Origin of the sequence: Streptomyces sp. NPDC101393, from assembly GCF_044767385.1 — a bacterium.
Lineage (GTDB): Bacteria > Actinomycetota > Actinomycetes > Streptomycetales > Streptomycetaceae > Streptomyces.
Genome location: NZ_JBIWNU010000003.1, coordinates 667,548 through 690,594, shown reverse-complemented (window position 1 = coordinate 690,594; position 23,047 = coordinate 667,548). Strand labels below are relative to the sequence as shown.

General features: G+C 73.5%; 19 protein-coding genes. 9 read left to right on the top strand and 10 right to left on the bottom strand.

The genetic code is table 11. From position 1 onward, the window contains the following. Positions 1-2,028, top strand: coding sequence for a S9 family peptidase (locus ACIRQ7_RS12855; RefSeq protein ID WP_404262130.1), 2,028 nt, complete (start codon positions 1-3; stop codon positions 2,026-2,028). Positions 2,029-3,504: 1,476 nt separating this feature from the next. Further along, positions 3,505-5,382 (top strand): alpha/beta fold hydrolase, encoded by a 1,878-nt coding sequence (locus ACIRQ7_RS12850; RefSeq protein WP_404262128.1) that lies wholly within the window; start codon positions 3,505-3,507, stop codon positions 5,380-5,382. A gap of 107 nt (positions 5,383-5,489) precedes the next feature. On the opposite strand, the gene ACIRQ7_RS12845 is transcribed toward ACIRQ7_RS12850, so the two are convergent. Both ACIRQ7_RS12845 and ACIRQ7_RS12840 read right to left on the bottom strand, forming a co-directional pair. Beyond that, positions 5,490-5,684, bottom strand: a complete 195-nt coding sequence (locus ACIRQ7_RS12845) for a ferredoxin (RefSeq protein ID WP_404262126.1) — start codon at positions 5,682-5,684, stop codon at positions 5,490-5,492. A 47-nt stretch (positions 5,685-5,731) separates the two neighbouring features. Beyond that, entirely contained in the window at positions 5,732-6,919 is a 1,188-nt protein-coding gene (locus ACIRQ7_RS12840; RefSeq protein ID WP_404262124.1) for a cytochrome P450, read from the bottom strand. A gap of 269 nt (positions 6,920-7,188) precedes the next feature. Between ACIRQ7_RS12840 and ACIRQ7_RS12835 the strand changes: the two genes are divergently transcribed. From ACIRQ7_RS12835 to ACIRQ7_RS12820, 4 genes are all read left to right on the top strand, one after another. Further along, positions 7,189-8,616: a CoA transferase gene (locus tag ACIRQ7_RS12835; protein ID WP_404262122.1), complete on the top strand. Its 1,428-nt coding sequence runs from the start codon at positions 7,189-7,191 to the stop codon at positions 8,614-8,616. A gap of 99 nt (positions 8,617-8,715) precedes the next feature. Further along, on the top strand, positions 8,716-9,270 hold the full coding sequence (locus ACIRQ7_RS12830; RefSeq protein WP_404262121.1) for a GNAT family N-acetyltransferase: 555 nt from the start codon (positions 8,716-8,718) through the stop codon (positions 9,268-9,270). A 38-nt stretch (positions 9,271-9,308) separates the two neighbouring features. After that, complete coding sequence (locus tag ACIRQ7_RS12825; RefSeq protein WP_404262119.1) at positions 9,309-9,716, top strand: glyoxalase superfamily protein; 408 nt, start codon at positions 9,309-9,311, stop codon at positions 9,714-9,716. A gap of 192 nt (positions 9,717-9,908) precedes the next feature. After that, positions 9,909-11,948 carry a DUF5107 domain-containing protein gene (locus tag ACIRQ7_RS12820; RefSeq protein ID WP_404262118.1) on the top strand — a complete coding sequence of 680 codons (2,040 nt, stop codon included), beginning with the start codon at positions 9,909-9,911 and terminating at the stop codon, positions 11,946-11,948. Between the two features lie 18 nt (positions 11,949-11,966). Here the strand turns inward: ACIRQ7_RS12820 and ACIRQ7_RS12815 are convergent, their stop codons facing one another. Then, positions 11,967-13,295, bottom strand: coding sequence for an aldehyde dehydrogenase family protein (locus ACIRQ7_RS12815; RefSeq protein ID WP_404262116.1), 1,329 nt, complete (start codon positions 13,293-13,295; stop codon positions 11,967-11,969). 63 nt (positions 13,296-13,358) lie between these two features. Here ACIRQ7_RS12815 and ACIRQ7_RS12810 point away from each other — a divergent pair, with 63 nt between their 5' ends. Continuing rightward, entirely contained in the window at positions 13,359-14,027 is a 669-nt protein-coding gene (locus ACIRQ7_RS12810) for a TetR/AcrR family transcriptional regulator (protein ID WP_404262115.1), read from the top strand. A 99-nt stretch (positions 14,028-14,126) separates the two neighbouring features. Further along, entirely contained in the window at positions 14,127-15,050 is a 924-nt protein-coding gene (locus ACIRQ7_RS12805; RefSeq protein WP_404262113.1) for an NADP-dependent oxidoreductase, read from the top strand. Positions 15,051-15,099: 49 nt separating this feature from the next. Here ACIRQ7_RS12805 and ACIRQ7_RS12800 read toward each other — a convergent pair whose 3' ends face one another. The 5 genes from ACIRQ7_RS12800 to ACIRQ7_RS12780 form a co-directional block, all read right to left on the bottom strand. After that, entirely contained in the window at positions 15,100-15,720 is a 621-nt protein-coding gene (locus ACIRQ7_RS12800) for a TIGR03086 family metal-binding protein (RefSeq protein WP_404262111.1), read from the bottom strand. Then, positions 15,717-16,070, bottom strand: coding sequence for a VOC family protein (locus ACIRQ7_RS12795; protein WP_401467236.1), 354 nt, complete (start codon positions 16,068-16,070; stop codon positions 15,717-15,719). The genes ACIRQ7_RS12800 and ACIRQ7_RS12795 overlap by 4 nt, the downstream gene beginning before the upstream one ends. An 84-nt stretch (positions 16,071-16,154) precedes the next feature. Continuing rightward, positions 16,155-17,327, bottom strand: coding sequence for a CapA family protein (locus tag ACIRQ7_RS12790; RefSeq protein ID WP_404262110.1), 1,173 nt, complete (start codon positions 17,325-17,327; stop codon positions 16,155-16,157). A gap of 86 nt (positions 17,328-17,413) precedes the next feature. Beyond that, positions 17,414-18,229 carry a class I SAM-dependent methyltransferase gene (locus ACIRQ7_RS12785; protein WP_404262108.1) on the bottom strand — a complete coding sequence of 272 codons (816 nt, stop codon included), beginning with the start codon at positions 18,227-18,229 and terminating at the stop codon, positions 17,414-17,416. A gap of 153 nt (positions 18,230-18,382) precedes the next feature. Next, positions 18,383-19,867: a bifunctional phosphatase PAP2/diacylglycerol kinase family protein gene (locus tag ACIRQ7_RS12780; RefSeq protein WP_404262106.1), complete on the bottom strand. Its 1,485-nt coding sequence runs from the start codon at positions 19,865-19,867 to the stop codon at positions 18,383-18,385. Positions 19,868-19,974: 107 nt separating this feature from the next. Between ACIRQ7_RS12780 and ACIRQ7_RS12775 the strand changes: the two genes are divergently transcribed. Continuing rightward, positions 19,975-20,448 (top strand): GNAT family N-acetyltransferase, encoded by a 474-nt coding sequence (locus ACIRQ7_RS12775; RefSeq protein WP_404262104.1) that lies wholly within the window; start codon positions 19,975-19,977, stop codon positions 20,446-20,448. Between the two features lie 32 nt (positions 20,449-20,480). On the opposite strand, the gene ACIRQ7_RS12770 is transcribed toward ACIRQ7_RS12775, so the two are convergent. Together ACIRQ7_RS12770 and ACIRQ7_RS12765 are read right to left on the bottom strand one after the other, a co-directional pair. After that, on the bottom strand, positions 20,481-22,220 hold the full coding sequence (locus ACIRQ7_RS12770) for a DUF6297 family protein (protein WP_404262102.1): 1,740 nt from the start codon (positions 22,218-22,220) through the stop codon (positions 20,481-20,483). Next, positions 22,217-22,936, bottom strand: a complete 720-nt coding sequence (locus ACIRQ7_RS12765) for an ABC transporter ATP-binding protein (RefSeq protein WP_401467219.1) — start codon at positions 22,934-22,936, stop codon at positions 22,217-22,219. The genes ACIRQ7_RS12770 and ACIRQ7_RS12765 overlap by 4 nt, the downstream gene beginning before the upstream one ends. Positions 22,937-23,047: the final 111 nt, after the last annotated feature.

The window sequence follows — 23,047 nt, the reverse complement described above, 5'->3', positions numbered from 1 at the left end:
ATGGTGACCACGGCGCCTTACGGAGCCTGGCCGTCCCCGATAGCCGCCAAGGACGTCGCCGCCCACGACGGACGTCCGGCATTCGTCGGCGTCGTCGGTGACGAGGTCTGGTGGACGGAGCCGCGGCCCGCCGAGGGCGGCCGAAGGGCCCTGATCCGCAGGCTGCCGGACGGCACCGAGCAGCCGTTGCTGCCCGCGCCCTGGAACGTCCGCAGCCGGGTGCTGGAATACGGCGGCCAGCCCTGGGCCGGCACGCTCACCGACCGCGGACCGCTGGTCGTCTTCAGCGACTTCGCCGACCAGCGGTTGTACGCATTCGAGCCGGACAGCGGCGAGGACCCACGCCCCCTCACCCCGCTGTCGCAGGCCGGCGGCGGACTGCGCTGGGTGGACCCGGTGCTGCGCCCCGAGCGGGGCGAGGTGTGGTGCGTCCTGGAGGAGTTCACCGGCGACCGGCCCACCGACGTCCGCCGGGTCGTCGCCGCCGTCCCGCTGGACGGATCGGGAGCCGAAAACCGTGCCGCGGTAAGGGAGTTGAGCGACGACCGGCATCGCTTCGTGACCGGTCCACGGCTCTCCCCGGACGGACGGCGCGCGGCCTGGATCGCCTGGGATCATCCGCGGATGCCGTGGGACGGCACCCTGGTGATGCTCGCCGACATCACCCCCGAGGGGGAGTTCGCGCACATCCGGCCGCTCGTTGGCGACCTCGGCCCCACCTCCCCGGACGGCGGCGCGACCGGGGAGTCCGTCGCGCAGATCGAATGGGCCGCGGACGGCGCGCTGCTCTTCGTCTCCGACCTCAGCGGCTGGTGGGAGGTGCAGCGCATCGATCCCGGAGCGGCGGCCGACGGCGTGGTGGCGAGCCGCGGTCTGTGCCCCGCCCGCCAGGAGGAGTTCGGCGGCCCGTTGTGGAACGTCGGGCAGCGCTGGTTCCTGCCGCTGGACAACGGCACCCTCGCGGTCATCCACGGCCGCGGCGTCAACACCCTGGGCATCCTCGACCCGGTCTCCGGCGAGCTGGTCGACTCGGCCGGACCGTGGACCGAGTGGGCGCCCACCCTGGCCGTGCAGGGCAGCCGCGTCATCGGCATCGCCGCCGGACCGCACAGCTCGTACGAGATCGTCGAACTGGACACCTGCACCGGACGCTCCCGGGTGATCGCCTCGCGGCACGTCGACGTGGTGGACCCGGCGTATCACCCGCAGCCGCAGATCCGGACGTTCAGCGGCCCCGGCGGGCGGGACGTCCATGCCCACATCTACCCGCCGCGCCACCCCGACCACATCGCCCCCGAGGGCGAGCTGCCGCCCTTCGTGGTCTGGGCCCACGGCGGCCCGACCAGCCACGCGCCGCTCGTCCTCGACCTGGAGATCGCCTACTTCACCTCCCGCGGCATCGGCGTCGCCGAGGTCAACTACGGCGGCTCGACGGGCTACGGCCGGGAGTACCGCGAACGGCTGCGCGGCCAGTGGGGCGTCGTGGACGTCGAGGACTGCGCGGCGGTCGCGCGCGCACTGGCCGACGAGGGCAGCGCCGACCTCTCCCGGCTGGCCATCCGAGGCGGCAGCGCCGGCGGCTGGACCACCGCCGCCTCGCTGACCTCCACGGATCTCTACGCCTGCGGCACGATCAGCTACCCGATCCTCGACCTGGTGGGCTGGGCGACCGATGAGACCCACGACTTCGAATCGCAGTATCTGGAGTCACTGGTCGGCCCGTTCGCCGAGGTGCCCGACCGCTACCGCGAGCGCTCGCCGCTGCACCGCGCGGACCGGATCACCGCACCGTTCCTGCTGCTGCAGGGCCTGGACGATGTCATCTGCCCGCCCGCGCAGTGCGACCGCTTCCTCGCCGAGGTCGCCGGCCGCGGCATACCGCACGCCTATCTGCCGTTCCCCGGCGAGGGCCACGGCTTCCGCCGCGCCGACACCATCATCCGCGCCGTAGAGGCCGAACTCTCCCTCTACGCCCAGACCTTCGGCATCACCCGCAACGACGTCCCGACCCTGGAACTGCGCCCCTGAGCACGGCCGTGGCCCTGGCCTAGCCCCGGCCCTAGACCTGGCTCTGGCTCTGGCTCTGGCTCTGGCCACGGTCCCCGCCTTGCGCCGACCGGTGTGGCTGCGGCTCGCCGGCCGGGTGGCCGGGTGGCCGGGTGGCGGTCGACGGCGTGACCGGCCGCGCCGGACCGGCTCGACCGCTGTCCGGACACGCCGCGCACCGGGGACTCTGACCTTGTCCTCACGCCCACGGCCGCGCGCACAGCTACGCCCGCGGCGGCCGCGCCACCTCGGGGCGGGGCGTGCCGGGGTGGGCTGCCCGCACCTTTGCGCCGGGTCCGGCAACGCCGCGCGCCGGGGAGTCTGACCTGGTCCTCACGGCACGGCCACGCGCACGGTCGCGCCCGTGGCGGCCGTGCCACCTCGGGCCGGGGCGCGCTGCCCGCACCCTGGCGCCGTCGCCCGTCGCCCGTCGCCCGTCGCCCGTCGCCCGTCGCCCGTCGCCCACCAGCGGTGCCGGGCGGGCCCAGGGGCGTCTTTTGGACCGGCATCTGGGGTGACTGCCGGGCCGTGCCGTCGACCGAGGTGCGCTTCACCGAGGCCAGCACCCCCGTACCCACCGAGGCCAACGCCTCCCGTACCCACCGAGGCCAACGCCTCCGGTGCCCACCGAGGCCAGCGCACCCCGTGCCCACCGCGGCCAGCACCCCCTGCCCACCGCCGTCAGTGCCCCGCACGCTCACGGAGGGGTGCCCCATGCCCCCGTGCCCTGCCGGAGTCCCCGTGCGCCCCGCCGCGGTTTCGCCATGCCCGGACTCTGCTCGGTACCGCGCTGCGGCGGCCCTGACGAAGCTCCAGCGACTCCAGCGACTCCAGCGACTCCGGCGGCTCCGGCGGCTCCCGCGACTCCAGCGACCCCCGGTGCCCTCCAGCCTCCGTAGCCTCGGTCGGCATCGCCGGTGTCCCGGTGTCGTCCTCGGGCTCCGGAGTGCGCCGCGGCCCGTACGAGCGGGCGCGCGAGGGGCCGGTGGGCCGTGGTGCGGGGTCGGCATGCCGGTGGTGCGGACCTCGTTTCGGCCACGGTGGGGCCGGAGTGCGCCGCGGCCCGTACGACCGGCGCGCGAGGGGCGGGTGGACCGCGGTACGGGGTCGGCCTGGACGGTGGTCACGGGCTTCGGTTTCGGCCACGCCGACAGCGCGCCGCCCGTCCCGCTCTCGCCGTCCCGCTATCGCCTCTCGTCGTCCCGCTGTCGCCGTCCCCGCGTCGCCGGCCGCCGCGTTCGGCCCGCTGACGAACCCAGCCCCCGGCGCGGAACGGAATCGCTGGAGCCCACTGGATCCCCGAAGTCACCGGATTGTATGACGATTCGTCAGGATCGTTGCGTGCCTGTGTGGTTGGCCTGTTCGGGTACTCCGAGGCGCCGGTGGGGTGCACTGGACTGACGTCCTAACAGCAACTCGCGTCAGGAGCGTTGACACGCCAGTTACTCGTGTCACAACATGAGCGCGCGTTACCGACTGGTCGGTACGACATGTCTTTGTGGAGGTCTTGTGCCCAGCGTGCCCCGAGCCGCGTCCCGCCCCGTGCTCCGCGCTTCCCTGGCCCTGTTGACAGGCACCGCGCTCGCGGCGCCCCTCACCCTGACGGCCCCCGCGGCCGCTGCCGCCGCCGATCCCTACACCGTCACCGCGCTGAAGATGACCGTACGGGCCGGCGACCGTGATTGCACCGTGGACGCGGACCTCTACCGCCCCGCCGGTGCCGACGCCGCACACCCGGCGCCCGCCGTGATGACCACCAACGGCTTCGGCGGCAGCAAGGCGGACGGCTCGACCGACACCACCGCCAAGGCCTTGGCGGCTCGCGGCTATGTCGCCCTGGCCTATTCCGGGCTGGGGTTCGGGAAGTCGGGCTGCGCGATCTCCCTCGACGACCCGAAGATCGACGGCCAGGCAGCGAGCCGGCTGGTCGACTTCCTCGCCGGAACGCGCAACGCGGACAACGGCACCCACGTCGACTACGTCACCAAGGACGGTGCGAACGACCCGCGTGTGGGCATGATCGGCGGCTCCTACGGCGGTGCGATCCAGATGGCGACCGCCGCCGTCGACCACCGGGTGGACGCGCTCGTCCCGCTCATCACCTGGAACGACCTCGCCTACTCCCTCGACCCGAACAACGCCGACCAGGAGCAGGGCGTCTCCGGGCCGGTTCCCGGGGCGTACAAGTACCAGTGGACGAACGGGTTCTTTCTGCTCGGTGAGGCGCAGGGGCTGCTCCACCCGAACATCGCCCGGCCCCGGGCCGGCGGCCCCGGCTGTCTGCACTTCGTCGCGCCGGCCTGTGACACCAAGCGGCTGCTGGATTCCGGCTCGTACCCGGCGGACAGCACCGCGAGGATGCAGGCCTACGCCCGCAGTGTCTCCCCGGTTTCGTATCTGAAGTCCGTCAAGGCGCCGACCCTGCTCGTCCAGGGGCAGGCCGACAGCCTCTTCAACCTCAACGAGGCCACCGCCACCTACCGGACGCTCGCCGCGCAGGGCACCGAAACCAAGATGATCTGGCAGTCCTGGGGCCACAGCGGCGGCATGAAGAACCCGGCCAAGGGCGAACTCGACCTCGCCAAGGGGAACTTGGATTCCAGCTACGTCGGGGAGCGGATCCTGGCGTGGTTCGACCGCTATCTGCACCGCGACACCGGCACCGACACCGGCCCCGCCTTCGCCTACTACCGGGACTGGGTGACCGAGGGGCCGACCTACGCCACCTCGCAGACGTTCCCCGCCGCCGGCAGCCAGCACCTCTACCTTTCGGGCGACGGGAATCTCGTCGACAACCGGGCGAAGGTGGCGCGCGGCAGCCGGGAGTACCGCAACGCGCTGGTGCCCACCAGCCATTCGGAGAGCTCGCTCGCCGGGCTGCTCGGCCTGAAGGACCCCGCGCCGTACGACATCAAGGGCACCTACCTCGACTGGACGTCCTCGCCGGTGGCGGGCGGGCCGGTGGATGTGGTGGGCGCGCCCAAGGTGACGCTGAAGGTGGCCTCGCCGAAGGCGGAGAAGGTGCAGAACTCCTCGGACGCCGCCGACAAGCTGTTGCTCTTCGCGAAGCTGTACGACGTCGCGCCGGACGGCAGCAAGACGCTGGTGCACCGGTTGGTGGCCCCGGCCCGGGTGCCTGATGTCTCCAAGAAGTTCACCGTGGAACTCCCGGGCATCGTGCACCGCTATGAGCCGGGGCACCGGTTGCGTTTCGTCATCGCCGCGAGCGACACCGCTTATGCGGGCAATCGCGGTATCAAGCCGGTGACGGTCACCAGCGCGCCCGAGGACACCGGTGTCCTCGAACTTCCCGTCACCCAGGGACGCATGCAGTAGCGGAATCAGTAGCGGAATAGGTAGCGGAATAGGTAGTGGTGGCAGGGGCAATGGGTGTAGCGGATGGGTGGATGTCGTAGGGGAAGGGCCAGGTCAGAGGGTCGGGGTCAGCTCTCGGTCACCTCGATGGCGCTTACGGGGCAGGCGCGGGCGGCCTCCCGCAGCAGCGGGTCGCCCGCGCCGTCCTCCCGGCCGGGAAGCAGCGCGCTGAAACCGTCGTCGTCCTGGGTGAAGACGCGCGGCGCGGTCAGTGCGCACTGGCCGGCGCCGATGCAGAGGTCCTTCTCGATCGTGATCCGCATGCCGGATCCCTTCCGTTCGTCGTGTCCTGTATCGCGCTCCCGCGGTGTCACCAGGCCAGCGGCAGCTCGATCATGCCCTGGAGCGTGTCACCCGGCTTGAACGGGATCTCGGCGGCCGGGACGGCGAGCCGCAGACCGGGAATCCTGGCGAAGAGCGAACGCAGCGCGATCTCCATCTCCGCACGGGCGAGGTTCTGCCCCAGGCACTGGTGAATGCCGAATCCGAACGCCACATGGTGGCGGGCGGAGCGGTCCAGATCCAGCTCGTCCGGCGCCGGATACGCCGTACCGTCCCGGTTGATGAGGGAGGTGGAGAACACCACGCCGTCGTCGGCCCGGATGGTCCGGCCGCCGATCTCGATGTCCTCCTTCGCGACCCGGAGCATGCCTTCGGCGATGGACAGGAACCGCAGCAGCTCCTCGACGGCGGCCGGCATCAGGCTTTCCTCGGCCCTCAACTGCGCCAGCTGGTCGGGGTGTTCGAGCAGTGCGAAGGTGCCGAGCGAGATCATGTTGGCGGTGGTCTCGTGCCCGGCGACCAGGAGGATCATGGCCATCCGGACCAGTTCCTCGCGCTCCAGGGAGCCGGCCCGCAGCTGGTCCGCGATCAGGTCGTCCAGCAGTCCGTCGCCACGGTCCTTCTCCTTGCGGGCGATCAGTTCCCCGAGATAGTCCTCCAGGTCGATGCGCGCCGTCTCCACCTCATCGGGGGTACGGGCGCGCAGGATGCGGCGGGAGCGCTCCTCGAAGAACTCGTGGTCGGCATACGGCACGCCGAGCAGCGCGCAGATCACCATCGAGGGGACCGGCAGCGCGAAGGCCGAGACCAGTTCGGTGGGCGGGCCCTGCGCCAGCATCCGGTCGAGGAGATCGTCGACGATCCGCTGGATCTGCGGCCGCATCGCGCCGATCCGTTTGACGCTGAAACTGGGGATCAGCATCCGGCGCTGGGTGTTGTGTTCCGGGTCGTCCACGCCGATCAGCGGCGCCTTGAGCCGCCGGATGGCCGCGAAGCGCTCGATCGGTATCGGGAACGCCGGGTTCTGCCGGTCGGAGGAGAGCCGCTGATCGCTGAGCAGTGCCCGTGCCTCGGCGTGGCCGGTCACCGCCCACACCTTCCGGCCGTCGTAGAAGGTGACGTGGGACAGCGGGCCGCTCTCGCGCAGCGGCTCGTAGGCGGTCGGCGGGTGGTAGGGACAGGAGCGGTCCTGCGGGAAGGAGATGGCTTCGGTCACGGATGTGCCTCCAAGACGGACGAGTGCTCGTAGCGCTGACGGGTGTGATGTCAACGCTGATGTGCGCCGACCTTCGGCGCGCCGATCTCCACTTCATGCCGGGTACACGGGGATCGTCTACGCGCAGTTCGGCCAACTTGCGTCATGTCGGGTCAAGTCCGGACGGTCCGCTTCCGTTCCAGTCGGCGCTCGGTGCACGGCGGACGGCCCCCGACACGGGCTTCCGGGGCCGTCGGCGCCCGGGTGGCACGCGGTGCCACACTGGTCACATGGGGCGACATCACCACGGAATCGGCGCTGACCTGGCCTGGGCCGCGCTCAAGGGCGACCCGGACCTCACCGGGCGGATCACCTACGCCGGGCCGCCCGGTCTGCTGCCGGCCCGGCTCCCGGTGATGTGCCTGGCCCGTTCGACGGTCGCGGTCTGCGCGCTGGCGGCGGCGGAGCTGGCCGCCGCGCGCGACGGCGGGCCGGTGCCCGCCGTACGGGTCGACGACGGTGCGGTCGCCACCGCCTTCGTCAGCGAGCGGCACCTGCGGGTCGACGGCCGGGCTCCCTCGTCGTTCGCGCCGCTCTCCCGCTTCTGGCGCACCGCCGACGGATGGGTGCGTACGCACGCCAACTACCCGCACCACCGCGCCCGGTTGCTGCGCGGACTGGGGCTCCCCGCGGACCGCGGTGCCCGCGAGGTCGCGGCGGAACTCGCCGGCCGCCGGGCCGAGGAGATCCAGGAGACCGTGTACTCCGCGGGCGGGCTGGCGGTCGCGGCCCGTACCCCCGAGGAGTGGGCCGCCCACAAACAGGGCGTCGCGGTGTCCGCCCATCCGCTGCTGATGCTGGACACCGTCGGCGCGGGCGCCCCGCCGCGCACGCTGCCCCCGGTGGCCGGCGGCCCCCTGCTCCCCGCCGCCGGACTGCGGGTGCTGGACCTCACCCGGGTGATCGCCGGGCCGGTCGCCACCCGGACGCTCGCGCTGCTCGGCGCGGACGTACTGCGCATCGACGCCCCGCGGCTGCCGGAGAGCCAGGACGCGCACAGCGACACCGGATTCGGCAAGCGGTCCGCGCTGCTCGACCTCGGCTCCCGAAGCGGCCGGGCCGCCTTCGACGAGCTGCTGGCCGCCGCGGACGTGGTGGTGACCGGCTACCGTCCGCACGCACTGGACCGCTTCGGGCTGGCCCCCGAGGCGCTGGCGGAACGCCGCCCAGGCCTGGTCGTCGCCCGGCTCTCGGCGTGGGGCGCGGACGGGCCCTGGGGTGGCCGGCGCGGGTTCGACAGCCTGGTACAGGTGGCCACCGGAATCGCCGCCGTCGAGGCGGACGCCGACGGAACGCCCGGCGCGCTGCCCGCCCAGGCCCTGGACCACGGCACGGGGTATCTGCTGGCCGCGGCGGTGCTGCGGGCACTGACCGAACAGTCGCGGACGGGTGGTTCGTTCCTGGCCACGCTCGCGCTGGCACACACCGCGCGCTGGCTGGTGCACGGCCTGCCCGGCGCGGCGGACGCCACGGGGGAGGCGTCCGCGGGGGAGCCGTACGACGCGGGGGCGTATGACGAGGAGGCCTTCCTGCGGGAGACCGGGAGCCCGCTGGGGCGGCTGCGCCACGCCCTTCCGCCGGTCGCCTTCGAGGGCGGCCCCGCCACCTGGTCGACGCCCCCGGGCCGTTGCGGCACCGACGCGCCGGTGTGGCGGTGACTGCCGGCACGACGCCCGTCCGGCCGGGACTGCCGTGGTGGTGATCGGCCCGGATGAATCTGTGTGGCCCGCCCCGGCCCCGCCTCGTACGATCTGCCGATGACGACCACCGACCGCTATCTGGCCCGCGGTCCGCGGGTGGGCATCCGGCCCTTCACCGCTGACGACCGCGAGGAGTTCACCGCACTGGCGCGGGAGAGCGCGCCGCTGCACCGCCCCTGGCTGTTCCCGCCGGATCAGGATGCCGCGTACGACAGCTATCTGGCCAGGCTCCAGGAACCGGTGCGCGAAGGCCTGTTGATCTGCGAGCACGACAGCGGCCGGATCGCGGGCTTCCTCACCGTCAACAACATCGTGCACGGGGCGTTCCGCTGCGGCGCGATCGGGTACGGAGCCTTCGCCCATGCGGCCGGCCGCGGGCTGATGGGCGAAGGGCTGCACCTCGTGCTGGGGTACGCCTTCGAGGGGCTGGGCCTGCACCGTCTGGAGGCCAATATCCAGCCCGCCAACGCCCACTCGATCGCGTTGGTCAAACGCGCCGGGTTCCGGCTGGAGGGGTTCTCCCCGGACTTCCTGCTCATCGCCGGCGCCTGGCGCGATCACGAGCGCTGGGCGATCACCAGCGAGATGGTGGCCACGGCACCGCGGGCGTGACCCGGGCCGTTGTCAGTGCCGCATGCTTGCATGGGCTCATGGCTGGCAACGCAATCCTCTTCCGCCGCACCGTCCCCGTCTTCCGGATCTTCGACGTGGCCAAGGCCCATGACTTCTACGTCGGCTATCTCGGCTGCACGGTCGACTGGGAGCACCGCTTCGAGCCAGGGATGCCGCTCTACACCCAGGTCTCGCGCGGCGGCCTCGTCCTGCACCTGTCCGAGCACCACGGCGACGCGACCCCCGGCTCGACGATCCACACCGAGACGGCCGGGGTGCGCGCGCTGCACGCCGAGCTGGCCGGCAAGGACTACCCCTACCTCCGACCCGGCCTGGAGCAGGACGAGACCGGCACCTCGGTCACCCTCACCGACCCGTTCGGCAACCGCCTGCGCTTCAACGAACCACCCGCCGAGGAGCGGCCGTCCACCGCGACGTCCGGATGACGTCCCGTCAGAGCCCGGTGCCGTGCCGACCGGCGCGGCGTCCCCGCCGGCCCGCTTCTTGAGCGCGTCTTTGCGCAACCCTGACCCCACCGTGCGGCAAGCAGCCCTGTTCAGCGCGGCGATGACCCTGTTCCATGGTCAACAGGGGGCCGCCGTAGCCGAGGTGGCCCGGTCCAACCATGCGAGGACGCCGTGGCCACGAGTGTGCGACGCACCACCCTGACCCTTCCCGCAGCCCCCATCGGCCCGGACAACCCGCTGCCCGCCCTGCGCACCGCCGACGACCCGCACCGCATCGAGATCCCCGCCGGTGCCGGCCTGCCCGGCGACATGGCGCGCCAGCTCGGCCACCACCCGCTGCGCTCGATCCTGCCCGCGCGGCGGCGCGACGGTTACGGCCGTGCCCGGCGTCCCACGGACATCGACGCGCTCGTCATCGAGAACGACCGGCTGCGCGCCACCGTCCTGCCCGGCCTCGGCGGCCGGGTGTACTCCCTGCACCACAAGCCCACCGACCGCGAACTGCTCTACCGCAACCCGGTCCTGCAGCCCGCCAACTTCGCGCTCAACGGCGCCTGGTTCTCCGGCGGCATCGAATGGAACATCGGCGCGACGGGCCACACCACTCTGGCCTGCGCCCCGCTGCATGCCGCCCGCGTCGCGGCACCGGACGGCGGCGAGATGCTCCGGCTGTGGGAATGGGAGCCGCTGCGGGACCTGCCGTTCCAGGTGGACCTGTGGCTGCCCGAGGGGTCCGACTTCCTCCACGTCGGCGTACGGATCCGTAATCCGCACCCGCACCCCGCGCCGGTCTACTGGTGGTCCAACACCGCCGTCCCCGAAGGCGCCGGGACCCGGGTCCTGGCCCCCGCCGACGAGGCCTGGCACTTCGGCTACGAGCGCACCCTGCGGCGCGTCCCGGTCCCCGGGTCCGACGGTGCCGACCGCACCTACCCGCTGCGCAGCGCCTACCCCGCCGACTACTTCTACGAGGTCCCCGACGGTGCCCGCCGCTGGGTCACCTCCCTCGACGAGGACGGCGCCGGCCTGGTGCAGACCTCCACCGACACGCTGCGCGGCCGCAAACTGTTCCTGTGGGGCGCGGAGCGGGCCGGGCGCCGCTGGCAGCAGTGGCTCACCGAGCCCGGCACCGGCGGCTACGCCGAGATCCAGGCCGGTCTCGCCCGCACCCAGCTGGAGCATGTGGCGCTCGACGGCGGAGCGGAGTTCGCCTGGCTGGAGGCGTACGGCCCGCTGGCCGCCGACCCGGCGACCGTGCACGGCGACGACTGGGGCGCGGCCCGCGACGAGGTCGCCGCCCGGCTCGAGGCGGCCCTGCCGCGTGCCGACGTCGACGCCGCGTACGCCGCCTGGCGGCCGTACGCCGACCACGACCCGAAGGAGTCCCTGGCCGACGGCTCAGGCTGGGGCGCGCTGGAGGGGGCACGGGCCGGATTCGACCTGCCCGGCACGCCGTTCGACGCGGCGGCCCTGGGCGCGGAGCAGCAGCCGTGGCTGGCCCTGCTGCGCACCGGGGACCTGCCGGCCGAGGTACCGCTGCCAGGACCGGCACCGGTCGCCCCCGCCTGGCGCGATCTGCTGGAGTCCGCACGGCCGGGCCCGTCCGCCGACTACCACCTCGGCCTCGCCCGGTGGCATGCCGGCGACCGCGCGCAGGCCGTCCGTTCCTGGGAACTCGCGCTCGGTCACGACGCGGGCCCGCTGCCGCTGTACTGCCTGGCCGTCGCCGAGTCGGAGGCCGGCGACACCCCGCGCGCCGCCGACCGCTTCGCCGAGGCGTTCGCCTGCGCGGCGCGCCGCGCCGCGGATCCCACCGCACCGGACCCGGCCACCGCCCGCGTGTGGCGGGCGGCGCTGCCCGCGCTGGCCCGGGAAGCGGTCCCGGCGCTGCTCGCGGACGGCCGGGTGGGCGAGGCCGCCGGGCTGCTGGCGCAGTTGGACGGGGACTCCTTGGCGGATGGCCGGTTCCGGCTGCTGAGTGCGCGGGTGCTGCTGGCCCAGGGGCAGCCGGCCGCGGCCCGCGAGATCTTCGACGCGGGAATCGAGATCGCCGATCTGCGGGAGGGCGACGAGGTGCTGAGCGACATTTGGTACGCCGTCGCCGAACGCCTCGTAGCGGGCGCGGGGCCGGTCACCGAGGACGTGCGGGCGAGGGCCAGGGCCGAGCACCCGCTGCCGGAGCGCTACGAGTTCCGGATGCGGCCGGTGTGAGGGCCCTCTGACGGCACCTCATGCCAGCGGCTTGTCCAGCACCGCCTTGCTGTGGCTGAAGGTGTCGATGGAGTACTCGCCGTGGTAGCGCCCCATCCCGCTCTCGCCGACCCCGCCGAACGGCAGGTCGGGCGCGGTGAGATGGGCGACCGGCAGCCCGAAGGTGAGCGCGCCGGAGGAGGTCTCGGTCAGCAGCCGGTGCTTGGTGTCGTCCGACGGGGTGAAGGCGTACAGCGCCAGCGGCTTGTCGCGCGCGTTGATGAACGCGATCGCCGCGTCCAGGTCGGGCACGGACACGATGGGCAGGATCGGGCCGAAGATCTCCTCCTGCATCACCGGGGCGTCGGGGGAGACCTCGGCGAGCACGGTCGGGGCCAGGTAGCGGGTCGCGCGGTCGTGCGTGCCGCCGACGACGGCGCGGCCGCTGTCCAGGAGGGCGGTCAGCCGGTCGAAGTGCCGTTCGTTGACGATCCGTCCGTACTCCTCGGTCACGGCCGGATCGCTCCCGTAGGCGGTGCGCACGGCCTCGGCGAGGTGCGGCTCGACGGCCTGTGCGGTGTCGCCGATGGCCAGGACGTAGTCGGGGGCGACGCAGGTCTGTCCGGCGTTGAGGAACTTGCCGGTGGCGATCCGCTGCGCGGCCGCTGCCAGGTCCGTGCCCAGGTCGAGCACGACAGGGCTCTTGCCGCCCAGCTCCAGGGTGACCGGCGTCAGGTGCCGGGCCGCGGCCGTCATCACGATCCGCCCGACCGTGCCGTTGCCGGTGTAGAAGATGTGGTCGAAGCGCTGCTCCAGAAGCGCCGTGGTCTCCGGGATCGCGCCCTCGACGACGGCCACCGCGTCCTGGTCCAGATACTGCGGCAGCAGCCGGGCGAGGGCGGCGGAGGTGGCGGGGGCCAGCTCGCTGGGCTTGACGACGGCGCAGTTGCCCGCGGCCAGCGCGCCGACCAGCGGCGCCAGCGCCAGCTGGAGGGGGTAGTTCCAGGGCGCGATCACCAGGACGACGCCGAGCGGTTCGCGGACGACATGGGCTTCGGCGGGGAGCAGCCGTTCGGGGAGGTCGGCCGGACGGGCCGCCAGCCAGGTGTCGAGGTGGGCCAGGGTGTGGTCGATCTCGTTGAGGGTGAAGCCGACCTCGGTGCGGTAGGCCTCCTTGGGGCCCTTGCCGAGATCCGTGCCGAGCGCGGCGGTCAGGTCGTCGCTGTGGTCGGTGAGCAGCGCGCGCAGGGCTTCGAGCTGACCGCGCCGCCAGGCGGTGGAGGTGGTGCGGTGGGTGGCGAAGTTGCTGCGGAGCCGGTCGACGACGGCGCCGGCGTCCTGGTTCGGGGTGGGGGTGTGAGAAGCCATGCTGCGAGCGTACACGAAACGAAAACATTCCGTTTCGTATTCGATCGCCGGTAGACTCCCGGTGTGGCCGAACCTACCGAGAGCAACGAGAGCGCCCCTGCGGCGCGCCGCACCGCCGGCCGGCCGCGCGACGCGGGCCGTGACCGGGCCCTGCTGGAGGCCACGGTCCAGGTGCTCCAGGAGAGCGGCTACGGCGGACTGACCACCGCGGCCGTCGCCAAGCGGGCCGGGGTGTCCACCGCGACGCTCTACCGGCGCTGGCGCTCCAAGGAAGACCTGGTCGTGGGCACCGCCGTCCGCTGGGCCGCCGACCTCGGCCCGCAGCCGGACACCGGCACACTCGAAGGCGATCTGGCCGCGCTGCTGCGGGACAAGGCCGAGACGCTGGAGGGACCGGGCGGCAGGCTGCTGCACGTCCTGATCGGCGAGGCCGCGCACAACGACACCCTGGCCCGCGTCCTGGACACCGCCATCATCCAGCCGGTCCGCGACCGCGCCGCCACCCTGGTGCGCCGGGCCGTGGCCCGCGGTGACATCCCGCCCCTGGACGACGCGCATGTCCTCGCCGACCTCGTCGTCGGCTCGATGGTCAGCCGCCTCTTCCTCACCCCCGGCGCGGCGCCCCCCGCCCCGGGGGACGGTGCCGCCCCCGCCGCGCCGTCGTCCGGCGAGGCGATGACCCGCGAACTCCTCCCGTTCCTGTTGCGCGCCCTCGGCGCTCGGACCGGCTGACGCCCGCCGAAGGGCTCGCGCAGGCCGTCGTCGTACTCCAATCGGTGCGGGTGCGCCGGGTGCGGAATGATCCCTTCCTCTCACGCGTTGTCAGCGACCATGAAGGCAATCAGCACCAGCCGCTACGGCGGCCCCGAGGTCCTGGAACACGGCGAGCAGCCCGACCCGAAGGTGGGACCCGACGCGGTCCTGCTCCGGGTGAAGGCAGCCGGCGTCAACCCCGTCGACTGGAAGATCGTCGCGGGCTATCTCGACCCGATGATGGACGCCCATTTCCCCCTCATCCCCGGCTGGGACGTATCCGGCGTGGTCGAGGCCGTCGGCGCGGACGCCACGGAATTCGCCGTGGGGGACGAGGTCATCGGCTACGTCCGCAAAGACTCGGTGCAGCACGGCACCTACGCGGAGAAGGTCGCCGCGCCCGTGCGGACCCTCGCCCGCAAGCCCGCCTCGCTCAACTGGCAGGAGGCCGCGGGCCTGCCGCTCGCCGGCCTGACCGCCTACCAGGCACTCAAGCGGGTCGGGGCGCAGCTGGGCGAGACGGTCCTGGTGCACGCCGCGGCGGGCGGTGTCGGATCGCTCGCCGTGCAGATCGCGGTGGCGCTCGGCGCCCATGTCATCGGCACGGCCAGCGAGCGCAACCACGACTTCCTGCGCTCCCTGGGCGCCGAGCCGGTGACCTACGGTGAGGGACTCGCCGACCGGGTGCGGGCGCTGGCCCCCGAAGGCGTGGACGTGGCCCTGGACTTCGTCGGTGACGGCGTGGTCGAGGTCTCCCAGCAGCTGCTCAAGGACCGCTCCCGGGTGGCGTCCATCGCCGACGGCGAGGTCACCGCGAAGGGCGGCCACATGGTGTGGGTGCGCCCCGACTCGGCCGATCTGACCACGCTCGGCGAGCTCGCGGACGCCGGAAAGCTCAGCGTCCCGGTCGAGGCGACGTTCCCGCTCGCCGAGGCGGCCGAGGCGTTCCGGCGCAGCATGCAGGGCCGGACCCGCGGCAAGATCGTGCTGGACGTGTCCTGACCCAGGGCCGCGCGGGCCGCCGGAGTCGGCGGCCCGCGGCGGCCGTTGGCTAGGCCGCGGCGCCGGGCCACCCGGGAGAGCGGCCGAGCAGCGCGAGGATCCGGTCGAGGACGGGGGCACGGTCCGCATGCTCCAGGGCAGGGGCGAACGCCGAACCGGCCTGCTCGCGGGGCGCTCCGCCGGGCACCGCCTCGGCGACGGTCAGCGCGCGGGCGAGGATCTCCTCGTCGAACTCCACCCGCTGCCCCAGGGAGACGGCGACATCCCAGGAGTGCACCACATAGTCGACGAAGTGGAAGCCCATCGAGGTCCGGGCGCCGAGCGCAATGCCGCCCGCGATCTCGGGAAGCCAGAACTTCCGCTCCGCCACGCCCTCTTCGTTGAACGCCGCCACGACATCCCGCGCCGACGCGGCGAATTCCGCGCCCGGATCCGCGACCACCGGCCGGTCGGCGAAGACCGAGGCATCGGTGCGCTCACCGCGCGCCACCGCGGCGAAACCGTGATTCTGGCCGGTCATATGGGCCAGCAGCTGCCCCAGATCCCAGGCGGCGCACGGGGTGCGCAGGCCCAGCTGATCCGGTCTCACCTGCTCGACGACCTTGATGGCGGTGTCCATCACGGAGCGGTGCGCCCCGAGGAAGCCGCTCATGTCCTTGCTGCCGCTCACGCGCCCTGCTTCCGGTCGACGTACTCGAAGATCGAACCGTCCGGGTGACGGGCGACCAGATTGCGGCCGATCGGGGTGTCCAGCGGGCCCGCGATGATGTCCGCGCCGACCGCCTTCAGATCGGCGACCGCCTCGTCCACGTCCTTGACCGCGAGGGTCGCGCCGATCTTCCGCAGCACCGACAGCTCCGCCTCGGGCCCGCTCATCAGGAAGAAGCACCCGACGGCCGCCACCGCGACGCCGCCGCGCTGGAACCGGATGGCCTCGGCGCCGGTCAGCCGTTCGTAGACGCCGATCGCGGCATCGAGATCACCGACGCACACCCGCAGTGAGGTACCCAGAATGTCCATACGGAGCAGCCTAGTTGGGTACCTCGGCGGTGCGCGATCCGTTCGCCGTGATCTCTCGCTTCCGCCGTGAGCAGCGGCTCCCGCTCATTCGGCCATCGTCAGACCGTCCTTCGCCGCGCCGCGGGACAGCACGGCGTCCCGGATGCTGTCGCGGGCCGTGGTGTACGCGGTGCGCCCGGCTCGCCGGACGGTCGCCGCGCCGAGGTTCACCACCCGGAATGCGTTCTGCACATCGGTGAGTTGCGGCAGGAACTCCGCCTTGCGCACGGGCCAGCGGCCACCCGGCCGGGACGGTGCGGCGAAGGTGAAGCGGGCCATGGAGCTCTGGTTGCCGCGCGGGTCCACCTGGTTCGGGGGGTGGTACATCGCGCCCGCGAGCTGATCGCCCATGCCGTGGACGACCCAGGTCCCGTTGACCTTCTCGTACGGCTGCGGGACATGCGCGTGGGTGCCCAGGATCAGGTCGATATCCGGGCGTCCCGCGGTGCGGGACGCGGTCAGCGCGCGGGCCAGGGTGCGCTGTTGCAGGTCGGGCTCGGTCTGCCATTCCGTGCCCCAGTGGAGGCTGACGACGACCACGTCGGCACCCGCCGCGCGGGCCGTCCGCGCGTCGGCGATGATCGTGTCCTCGTCGATCAGATTGACCGCCCAGGGCTGATCGTCGGGCGGCGGGATGTCGTTGGTGGCGTAGGTGTAGGAGAGCTGGGCGACCTTCGCGCGGCCGGCCTTCATCAGTGCGGGGCGGGACGCCTCGGCGGCGGAGCGGGCCGAGCCGGTGTGCCGCAGACGGACGGCGTCCATCGCCCCCAGGGTGCGCCGGATGCCGTCCGCGCCGCCGTCGAGGCTGTGGTTGGACGCGGTGGAGCAGGAGTCGTAGCCGGTGTCCTTGAGCGCGGCGGCGACCTGCGGCGGGGACTTGAACGCGGGGTATCCGGTGTAGGGACCGCCGTCCTTGCCGTAGACGGTCTCCATGTGGCAGATCGCCAGATCGGCGCCGGAGACCACCGGTTTGACACCGGCGAACATCGCGCGGAAGTCGTGCCCACGGCCGTGGGCGTCCCTGCGGGACTGCTCGATGACCGTGTCGTGCGGGAGGACGTCGCCGGTGGCCAGGAGGGTGAAGCCGCCGGCCGCCGCCGGGGTGGCGCGGGGCGTGGCGGAGGTGGCGGGGCGCGGGGGAGCGGCGGACTGCGGTGCTCCGCAGCCCGCCGCCAGGAGGGTCAGTGCCGCCAGAGCGGCCAGTCGCTGTCGGGTCACGACTCATCCCTACCGGGATAAATCAGATTATATGCTCAAAGGGGGCGTTCGTGACGGTCCCACAGGTCGTGGTGGGTGAGTCTCCGTCAGGCGCGGCACAGGATCTGGCCGTGCAGCATGGCGAACCAGCCGTCCTCGTCGGCGCCCCACTCGCGCCACGCCCGCGCGATCCGGTCCAGTCCCTCCGCCGTGGCGTGCCCGCCCTCCACCGCGATCTTCGCGTACGAGGAGGCGACGGTGCGGTCCGCCCACAGTTCACTCCACCAGGCCCGCTCCTGCGGGGTGCGGTAGCACCAGGTGTCGGCGCTCGCGGTGATGTCCTCGGGGGCGAAGCCCGCCTCGCGCGCCCAGGCGTGCAGCCGCCGTCCCGCGTCCGGCATGCCGCCGTTGGCGCGGGCCACCCGCTCGTACAGCGCCAGCCAGTCGGTCATCCCCTCGACCTCCGGATACCACGTCATGGTCGCGTAGTCCGCATCGCGGACGGCGACGATCCCGCCGGGCTTGGTGACCCGCCGCATCTCGCGCAGCGCCTGTACGGGGTCGCCCACGTGCTGCAGCACCTGATGGGCGTGCACCACGCAGAACGTGTCGTCCGGGTAGTCCAGTGCGTGGACATCCCCGACCGCGAAGTGGATGTTCCCGATCCCGCGGTCCGCGGCCGTGGCGCGGGCCTGCTCCAGCACCTCGGGGGCCCGCTCCAGCCCGGTGACCTGCCCGTCCGGCACCAGCGCGGACAGGTCGGCGGTGATGGTGCCGGGTCCGCAGCCGATGTCCAGCACCGTCATGTGCGGCAGCAGCGAATCCAGCAGGTATCCGGCCGAGTTGGCGGCGGTGCGCCAGGTGTGCGAGCGCAGTACGGACTCGTGGTGACCGTGGGTGTAGACGGCGGATTCCTGCGGCATGGCCGGCTCCTTCGCTGGCTGGGGAGCGCGGCGGGGGTGCGCTGCCGTACCTCCCGCCGCGCTCGGGGCGCCCGCGCTCGACCGCGCTGACGGACGCCCTACGGCGTGGTGATCACACCGTACGCCTCGATCTCGCATGATGAGAGTGGCATCTCAGGATTCGGGCAGCAGGCGATAGACCGTCAACGCCTCGTTCTTCTTCTCCAGCGTCAACTCGCCTGGGCTGGACGTCACTTCACCGTCGAAGGCGAGGTCCGTCCCCTCGGGGAGACCGCCGATCCGCAGCGTGCGCATCCGGGCCTCGCGCAGCACCGGAGTGTTGCGCGGGGCACCCATCAGGGCCGCGACGAGCAACCGGGTACGGGCCAGCCGTCCGCCGTGCACCACCCGGACATCGAGCACCCCGTCCGCCAGGTCGTGCCGGCGCACCGGAGCGAAGCCGAACCCCCGGTACTGGCAGTTGCCGACGAACAGCAGCCACACCGCACGCCGCTTGCCGTTGATCTCCACGGTCTGCGGCTCGGCCGTACGCAGCACCTCCCACGCCGCGAGCACCCCCGCCGGCCAGGCACCGATCCGGCCCGCCCACTGCTCCCGGATCCGCACCAGCTCCGGATACGAACCGATCGAGAAGGTGTTGAGGAAATAGCGCGCCTCGCGGTGCGGGGCGGACCGGAAACTCGCCAGGTCCACCGCGACCGCCTCGCCGCTCTCCACGGCGCGCGCCGCCTCCGCGTACGTCTCGATCCCCAGGTCGTACGCGAAGTGGTTGTGGGTGCCGCCCGGCAGCACCGCGAGCGGCAGCCCGTGCCGCACCGCGACCGTCGCCGCGGCGTTTATCGTGCCGTCACCGCCGAGCACCCCGAGCGCCCCGCCGTGTTGCTTGACCTGCTCGGCGGCCTCCTCCAGCGCCTTGTCCAGCGGCGGCGCGTCCGGTCCGCCGCACACCACCACCTGGGCCTGCGGCAGCACCCCGTGCACCTCCTGCGCACGGTCGGGCCGCACACCGGAGCGCTGCCCCGAGCCGTGATTCGCCACCACGACCAGGCCGCGCCCGCCGGGCAGCGCGGGCGCGTCGGCACGCGGCCTGGCGGGCGGCGCCAGCTGGGCCCTCGTCGGCGCGAAACCGCGCACCGCGAAGGCCGCGCCGGCTCCCAGCGCGGCCCCCGCGAGGACATCGCCCGGATAGTGCACCCCGGTGTAGATCCGCGAGAACGCCACCGAGGCGGCGACCGGCGCCAGCGCCAGCCCCCACCACTTGTTCTCGAACGCCACACCGGTCGCGAAGGCCACCGCCGAGGCCGCGTGCCCGGACGGGAAGGACGAGGTGAAGGGCTGGCGGTTGAGCTGCCGTATGACGGGAACCGCGTCCAGCAGCGGGCGCTCGCGCTGTACGGAGCGCTTGCCGAGGGTATTCACCGTCGCCGATGCCACCGCCAGGGAGGCCACACCGCGCAGCGCCGCCCGCCGGGCCGGGCGCCCGCCGATCGCGGCCGCGCCTGCCGCGACGCCGAACCACAGCAGGCCGTGGTTGGCGGAACGGGTCAGCCGGGGCAGCACCCGTTGGGCGCCCGGCCACTCGCGGGCGGCGATCCGGTCGAAGAGTCGCCGGTCGAGGTTGGTCAAGAGCGTTCGCATGCGCCACCTTGTACCCCACCAGCGGCGGAACAGGCCGCACCGGGTACGCGTACGGCGTCCTGCGGTCCCTTCTCGCGCGTTTTGGGGCGGCGTGATTCCCTTCCCTGATGATCCGGAGACGGCAAGCCACGGACCTCCCCGCCTGCGTCGCCCTCCTCGCCGAGGTCCACACCCACAGCGGCTATCCGCACCACTGGCCGGCCGACCCGGCGCGCTGGCTCGACCCCGAGGGCCTGACCGCCGCCTGGATCGCCGAGGCCGACGGCGTGATCGTCGGACACGCGGCGCTGTGCGGCAGCGAGGTCAGCCGGCTCTACGTCGGCCCCGCGGCCCGCGGACAGGGAACCGGCGGGCGGCTGCTGCGCCGGGTCGAACGGGAAGCGGCCGCGGCGGGCCTGCGCCCCGTACTCGACGTCAAGACCACCGACATCTCGGCGATCGCCCTCTACGAGCGGCTGGGCTGGACCCGCACCGGCAGCGAGCAGCAGGACTGGGGAGCGGGCGGGACGGTGTGGGTGCACCGCTACGAGGGGAGCGAGGGAGCGCAGGCAGGGCCGGGGCCCGGGAGCGCGCGGGACTGACCGGGGAGCGGTGGTGCGCCCGCTCCCGACGGTCAATGACTGCGCAGCTTGCCCGCCCGGCGCCGGGCCAGGGCCAGCAGCACCGCCGTCAGCAGCACGGACGTCAGCGCCACCGCCCCCAGCGGGCCGGCGGCCAGGCCGTGGCCGAGCGCCGTGCAGAGGGTGATGCCCAGCGCGGTGACCGGGATCAGCGGAGCCGTCACGTACCAGAGCAGGAAGACGAAGAACCCCGGGTCCCCGACGGGCGTGGGCACCCCGGTGAACAACAGGTCCGTGCGCACCGGACCGCGCACCGCGGCCAGCACCGCCGCCGCGGCGAACGGCACCGCGCACAACGGCATCAGCAGCAGCGCCCAGGGCGCACCCCGCACCGCGAACGGCACCGCCGCCAGCAGCGCGAGCACCACTCCCACCACGGCGGGCACGATCGCGTGCATCAGCATCAGGGTCGCGAAGCGGAACGGCGACCACGCCGAACGCCGCAGGTCATCCGCCTCCAGCCGGGCCGGTTCGGCCAGCGCGCCGACCGCCACATACCCCAGCAGCAGCGCCACGACCACGGCGGTCACCCGCGCCCCGCCGTCCGCCGAGGCGCCGAGGGCGGCCACCGCCGCGGCGACCGCCGTCCACAGCGCGGCCCTCCCCACCCGCCCCGGAGCGCGCAGCAGTGCCAGCGCATCGCGCCACACCACCACCAGATACTTGCTGCGCGGCATCGGCAGCCGCCGCGGCGGCCCGCCGGAGCCGTTGCCGAGGGCCTCGGCCACCGCCAGTTTCGCGGCCCGCAGCTCCACCGACCAGATCACCGAGGACACCGTCGCGGCGGTCGCCGCACGGGCCCGCAGCTGCGCATTCCGCACGGACGCCGCCGACCGGTGCGCGCCCACCACCGCGACGGCCGTGAGCAGCGCCAGCGCGACCAGGGCCGCCGCCCACCCGGGCGCCGAACCGCCCGCGGCGTCGACCACCGGTTGCGCCGCCCACCCCCAGGGCCCGGACCACAGCTCGATCTGCTCCAGCACCGGCAGCCGGTGCCCGCCCCAGGCCGCCGCCGTCTGCCCGGCGAGCGCCACCAGCAGCAGCACGCCGTACGGGGTCAGCGCCCGCACCCGGCGGGCGAGGGCCGGCCGGCTCTCCACCCGCATCGCCGACGCCACCGCCAGCAGCGGCAGACACACCCCCGCGGGCAGGCACGCGGCGAGGGCGCCGCCCAGCGGCGACAGGCCGGTGATCCGCAGCAGCAGCGCGCCCGCCACCGCGGCCAGGACCCCGGCGAGCACCCCGAGGCCGGCGGTCAGCCGAAACCACGGGCGCAGCACCCGGGCCCGGTCGACCGGCTGGCCGAGCAGCCACGCCGCGTCCGGGCCCGGCACGACGACCGGCCCGCGCCACAGCGCGTCACGCGCGGCGAGCAGGGCGAGGCCCAGTGCCAGGAAGACCAGGGCCGCGGGCAGGGCCGCTCCGATCGCCGCGGCCGTGTCGCCGTGCAGGGCGTCGTGCTGCAGATTCCTGGCGAAGCGGTAGACGAAGGTGGTGCCGTAGCCGGCGGCGATCAGGAGGACGGAGTAGACGACGACGGCCAGATCGCGGTGCCGTTGCCGGCGGTGGGCGCGGCGTTTGGTGCGCAGCCAGCGCAGCGTCTCGGGGGTGCGGTCGTCGTCCTCGACGGTCCAGCCGGGTTCGCTCTCCCCGGCGGCCGGGCGCGCGGCGTCGTCCGCCCCGCCCGGCGCGGACGGCCGCCCGTCGCCCCGCCCTGCTGCCCCGTCGTTCACCGGCGCTCGCCGAGCTGTGCCAGCACCGTGGCGGGCGGCCCGGTGGCGATGACCTCGCCGTCCTCCAGAGCGACCATCCGGTCGGCCACCGCCTCGGCGAGCTCGGCCTGGTGGGTGGCGAGCAGCACGGCGACACCGTCCTTCTTCTCGCCGATCAGCAGCTCGGCCAGCCTCAGCCGCGAGCCGGGGTCCAGACGCTGCTCCGGCTCATCGAGAATCAGCAGGTCGCGCGGGCGCACCAGGGCCGCGGCGAGCAGCAGCGACTGCATCTGCCCGGAGGAGAGCGAGGCGGGCAGCGCGCGGGCGTGGTCGGTGAGCCGCCGGTCGGCGAGGACCTGGTCGATCCAGGCGCCCGCATCGTCCACGGCGTGCGCCACGGTGACGAGTTCGAGGTGTTCGCGGACCGTCAGGTCCGGATAGCAGGCGACGGTGTCGCCGACCACGGCCACCCGGGCGCGTACCTCGGGATCGTCCTCGTCGATCTTCCGGCCGTCGAACAGGGCGGTACCGGTGGTCGGTTCGTCCCGGCCGCCGGCGATCCGCAGCAGGGTGGACTTGCCGGAGCCGTTGTGCCCGAAGAGCGCGGTGCAGGTGCCCGCCGCCACGTCCAGGTCGAGCGGGTGCAGGGCCTGCCGCTCGCCGTAGGTGCGGCTGATGCGTCGAAGCTGCAGCAGCGCGCGGCTGCCGCCGTCGCCGCTGCGGGTGAAGCCGGTCATCGGACCTCCGAGGCGCGGGGGACCCTCCCCCGCCACCAGTGTGCGCGTACGGCGGAGGCGGCCGCCCAGGGGGTCGGGCGGCAGTCGGCGGGCGTGGGCCCGGACGGGCGG

What these genes read in the sequence shown, in the direction of transcription:
- ACIRQ7_RS12765 (WP_401467219.1), bottom strand. Translation starts at nt 22,936, where the DNA reads ATGACCGGCTTCACCCGCAGCGGCGACGGCGGCAGCCGCGCGCTGCTG.
- ACIRQ7_RS12795 (WP_401467236.1), bottom strand. Translation starts at nt 16,070, where the DNA reads ATGGACATTCTGGGTACCTCACTGCGGGTGTGCGTCGGTGATCTCGAT.
- ACIRQ7_RS12785 (WP_404262108.1), bottom strand. Translation starts at nt 18,229, where the DNA reads ATGCCGCAGGAATCCGCCGTCTACACCCACGGTCACCACGAGTCCGTA.
- ACIRQ7_RS12845 (WP_404262126.1), bottom strand. Translation starts at nt 5,684, where the DNA reads ATGCGGATCACGATCGAGAAGGACCTCTGCATCGGCGCCGGCCAGTGC.
- ACIRQ7_RS12805 (WP_404262113.1), top strand. Translation starts at nt 14,127, where the DNA reads ATGAAGGCAATCAGCACCAGCCGCTACGGCGGCCCCGAGGTCCTGGAA.
- ACIRQ7_RS12855 (WP_404262130.1), top strand. Translation starts at nt 1, where the DNA reads ATGGTGACCACGGCGCCTTACGGAGCCTGGCCGTCCCCGATAGCCGCC.
- ACIRQ7_RS12775 (WP_404262104.1), top strand. Translation starts at nt 19,975, where the DNA reads ATGATCCGGAGACGGCAAGCCACGGACCTCCCCGCCTGCGTCGCCCTC.
- ACIRQ7_RS12835 (WP_404262122.1), top strand. Translation starts at nt 7,189, where the DNA reads ATGGGGCGACATCACCACGGAATCGGCGCTGACCTGGCCTGGGCCGCG.
- ACIRQ7_RS12850 (WP_404262128.1), top strand. Translation starts at nt 3,505, where the DNA reads ATGAGCGCGCGTTACCGACTGGTCGGTACGACATGTCTTTGTGGAGGT.
- ACIRQ7_RS12825 (WP_404262119.1), top strand. Translation starts at nt 9,309, where the DNA reads ATGGCTGGCAACGCAATCCTCTTCCGCCGCACCGTCCCCGTCTTCCGG.
- ACIRQ7_RS12815 (WP_404262116.1), bottom strand. Translation starts at nt 13,295, where the DNA reads ATGGCTTCTCACACCCCCACCCCGAACCAGGACGCCGGCGCCGTCGTC.
- ACIRQ7_RS12780 (WP_404262106.1), bottom strand. Translation starts at nt 19,867, where the DNA reads ATGCGAACGCTCTTGACCAACCTCGACCGGCGACTCTTCGACCGGATC.
- ACIRQ7_RS12830 (WP_404262121.1), top strand. Translation starts at nt 8,716, where the DNA reads ATGACGACCACCGACCGCTATCTGGCCCGCGGTCCGCGGGTGGGCATC.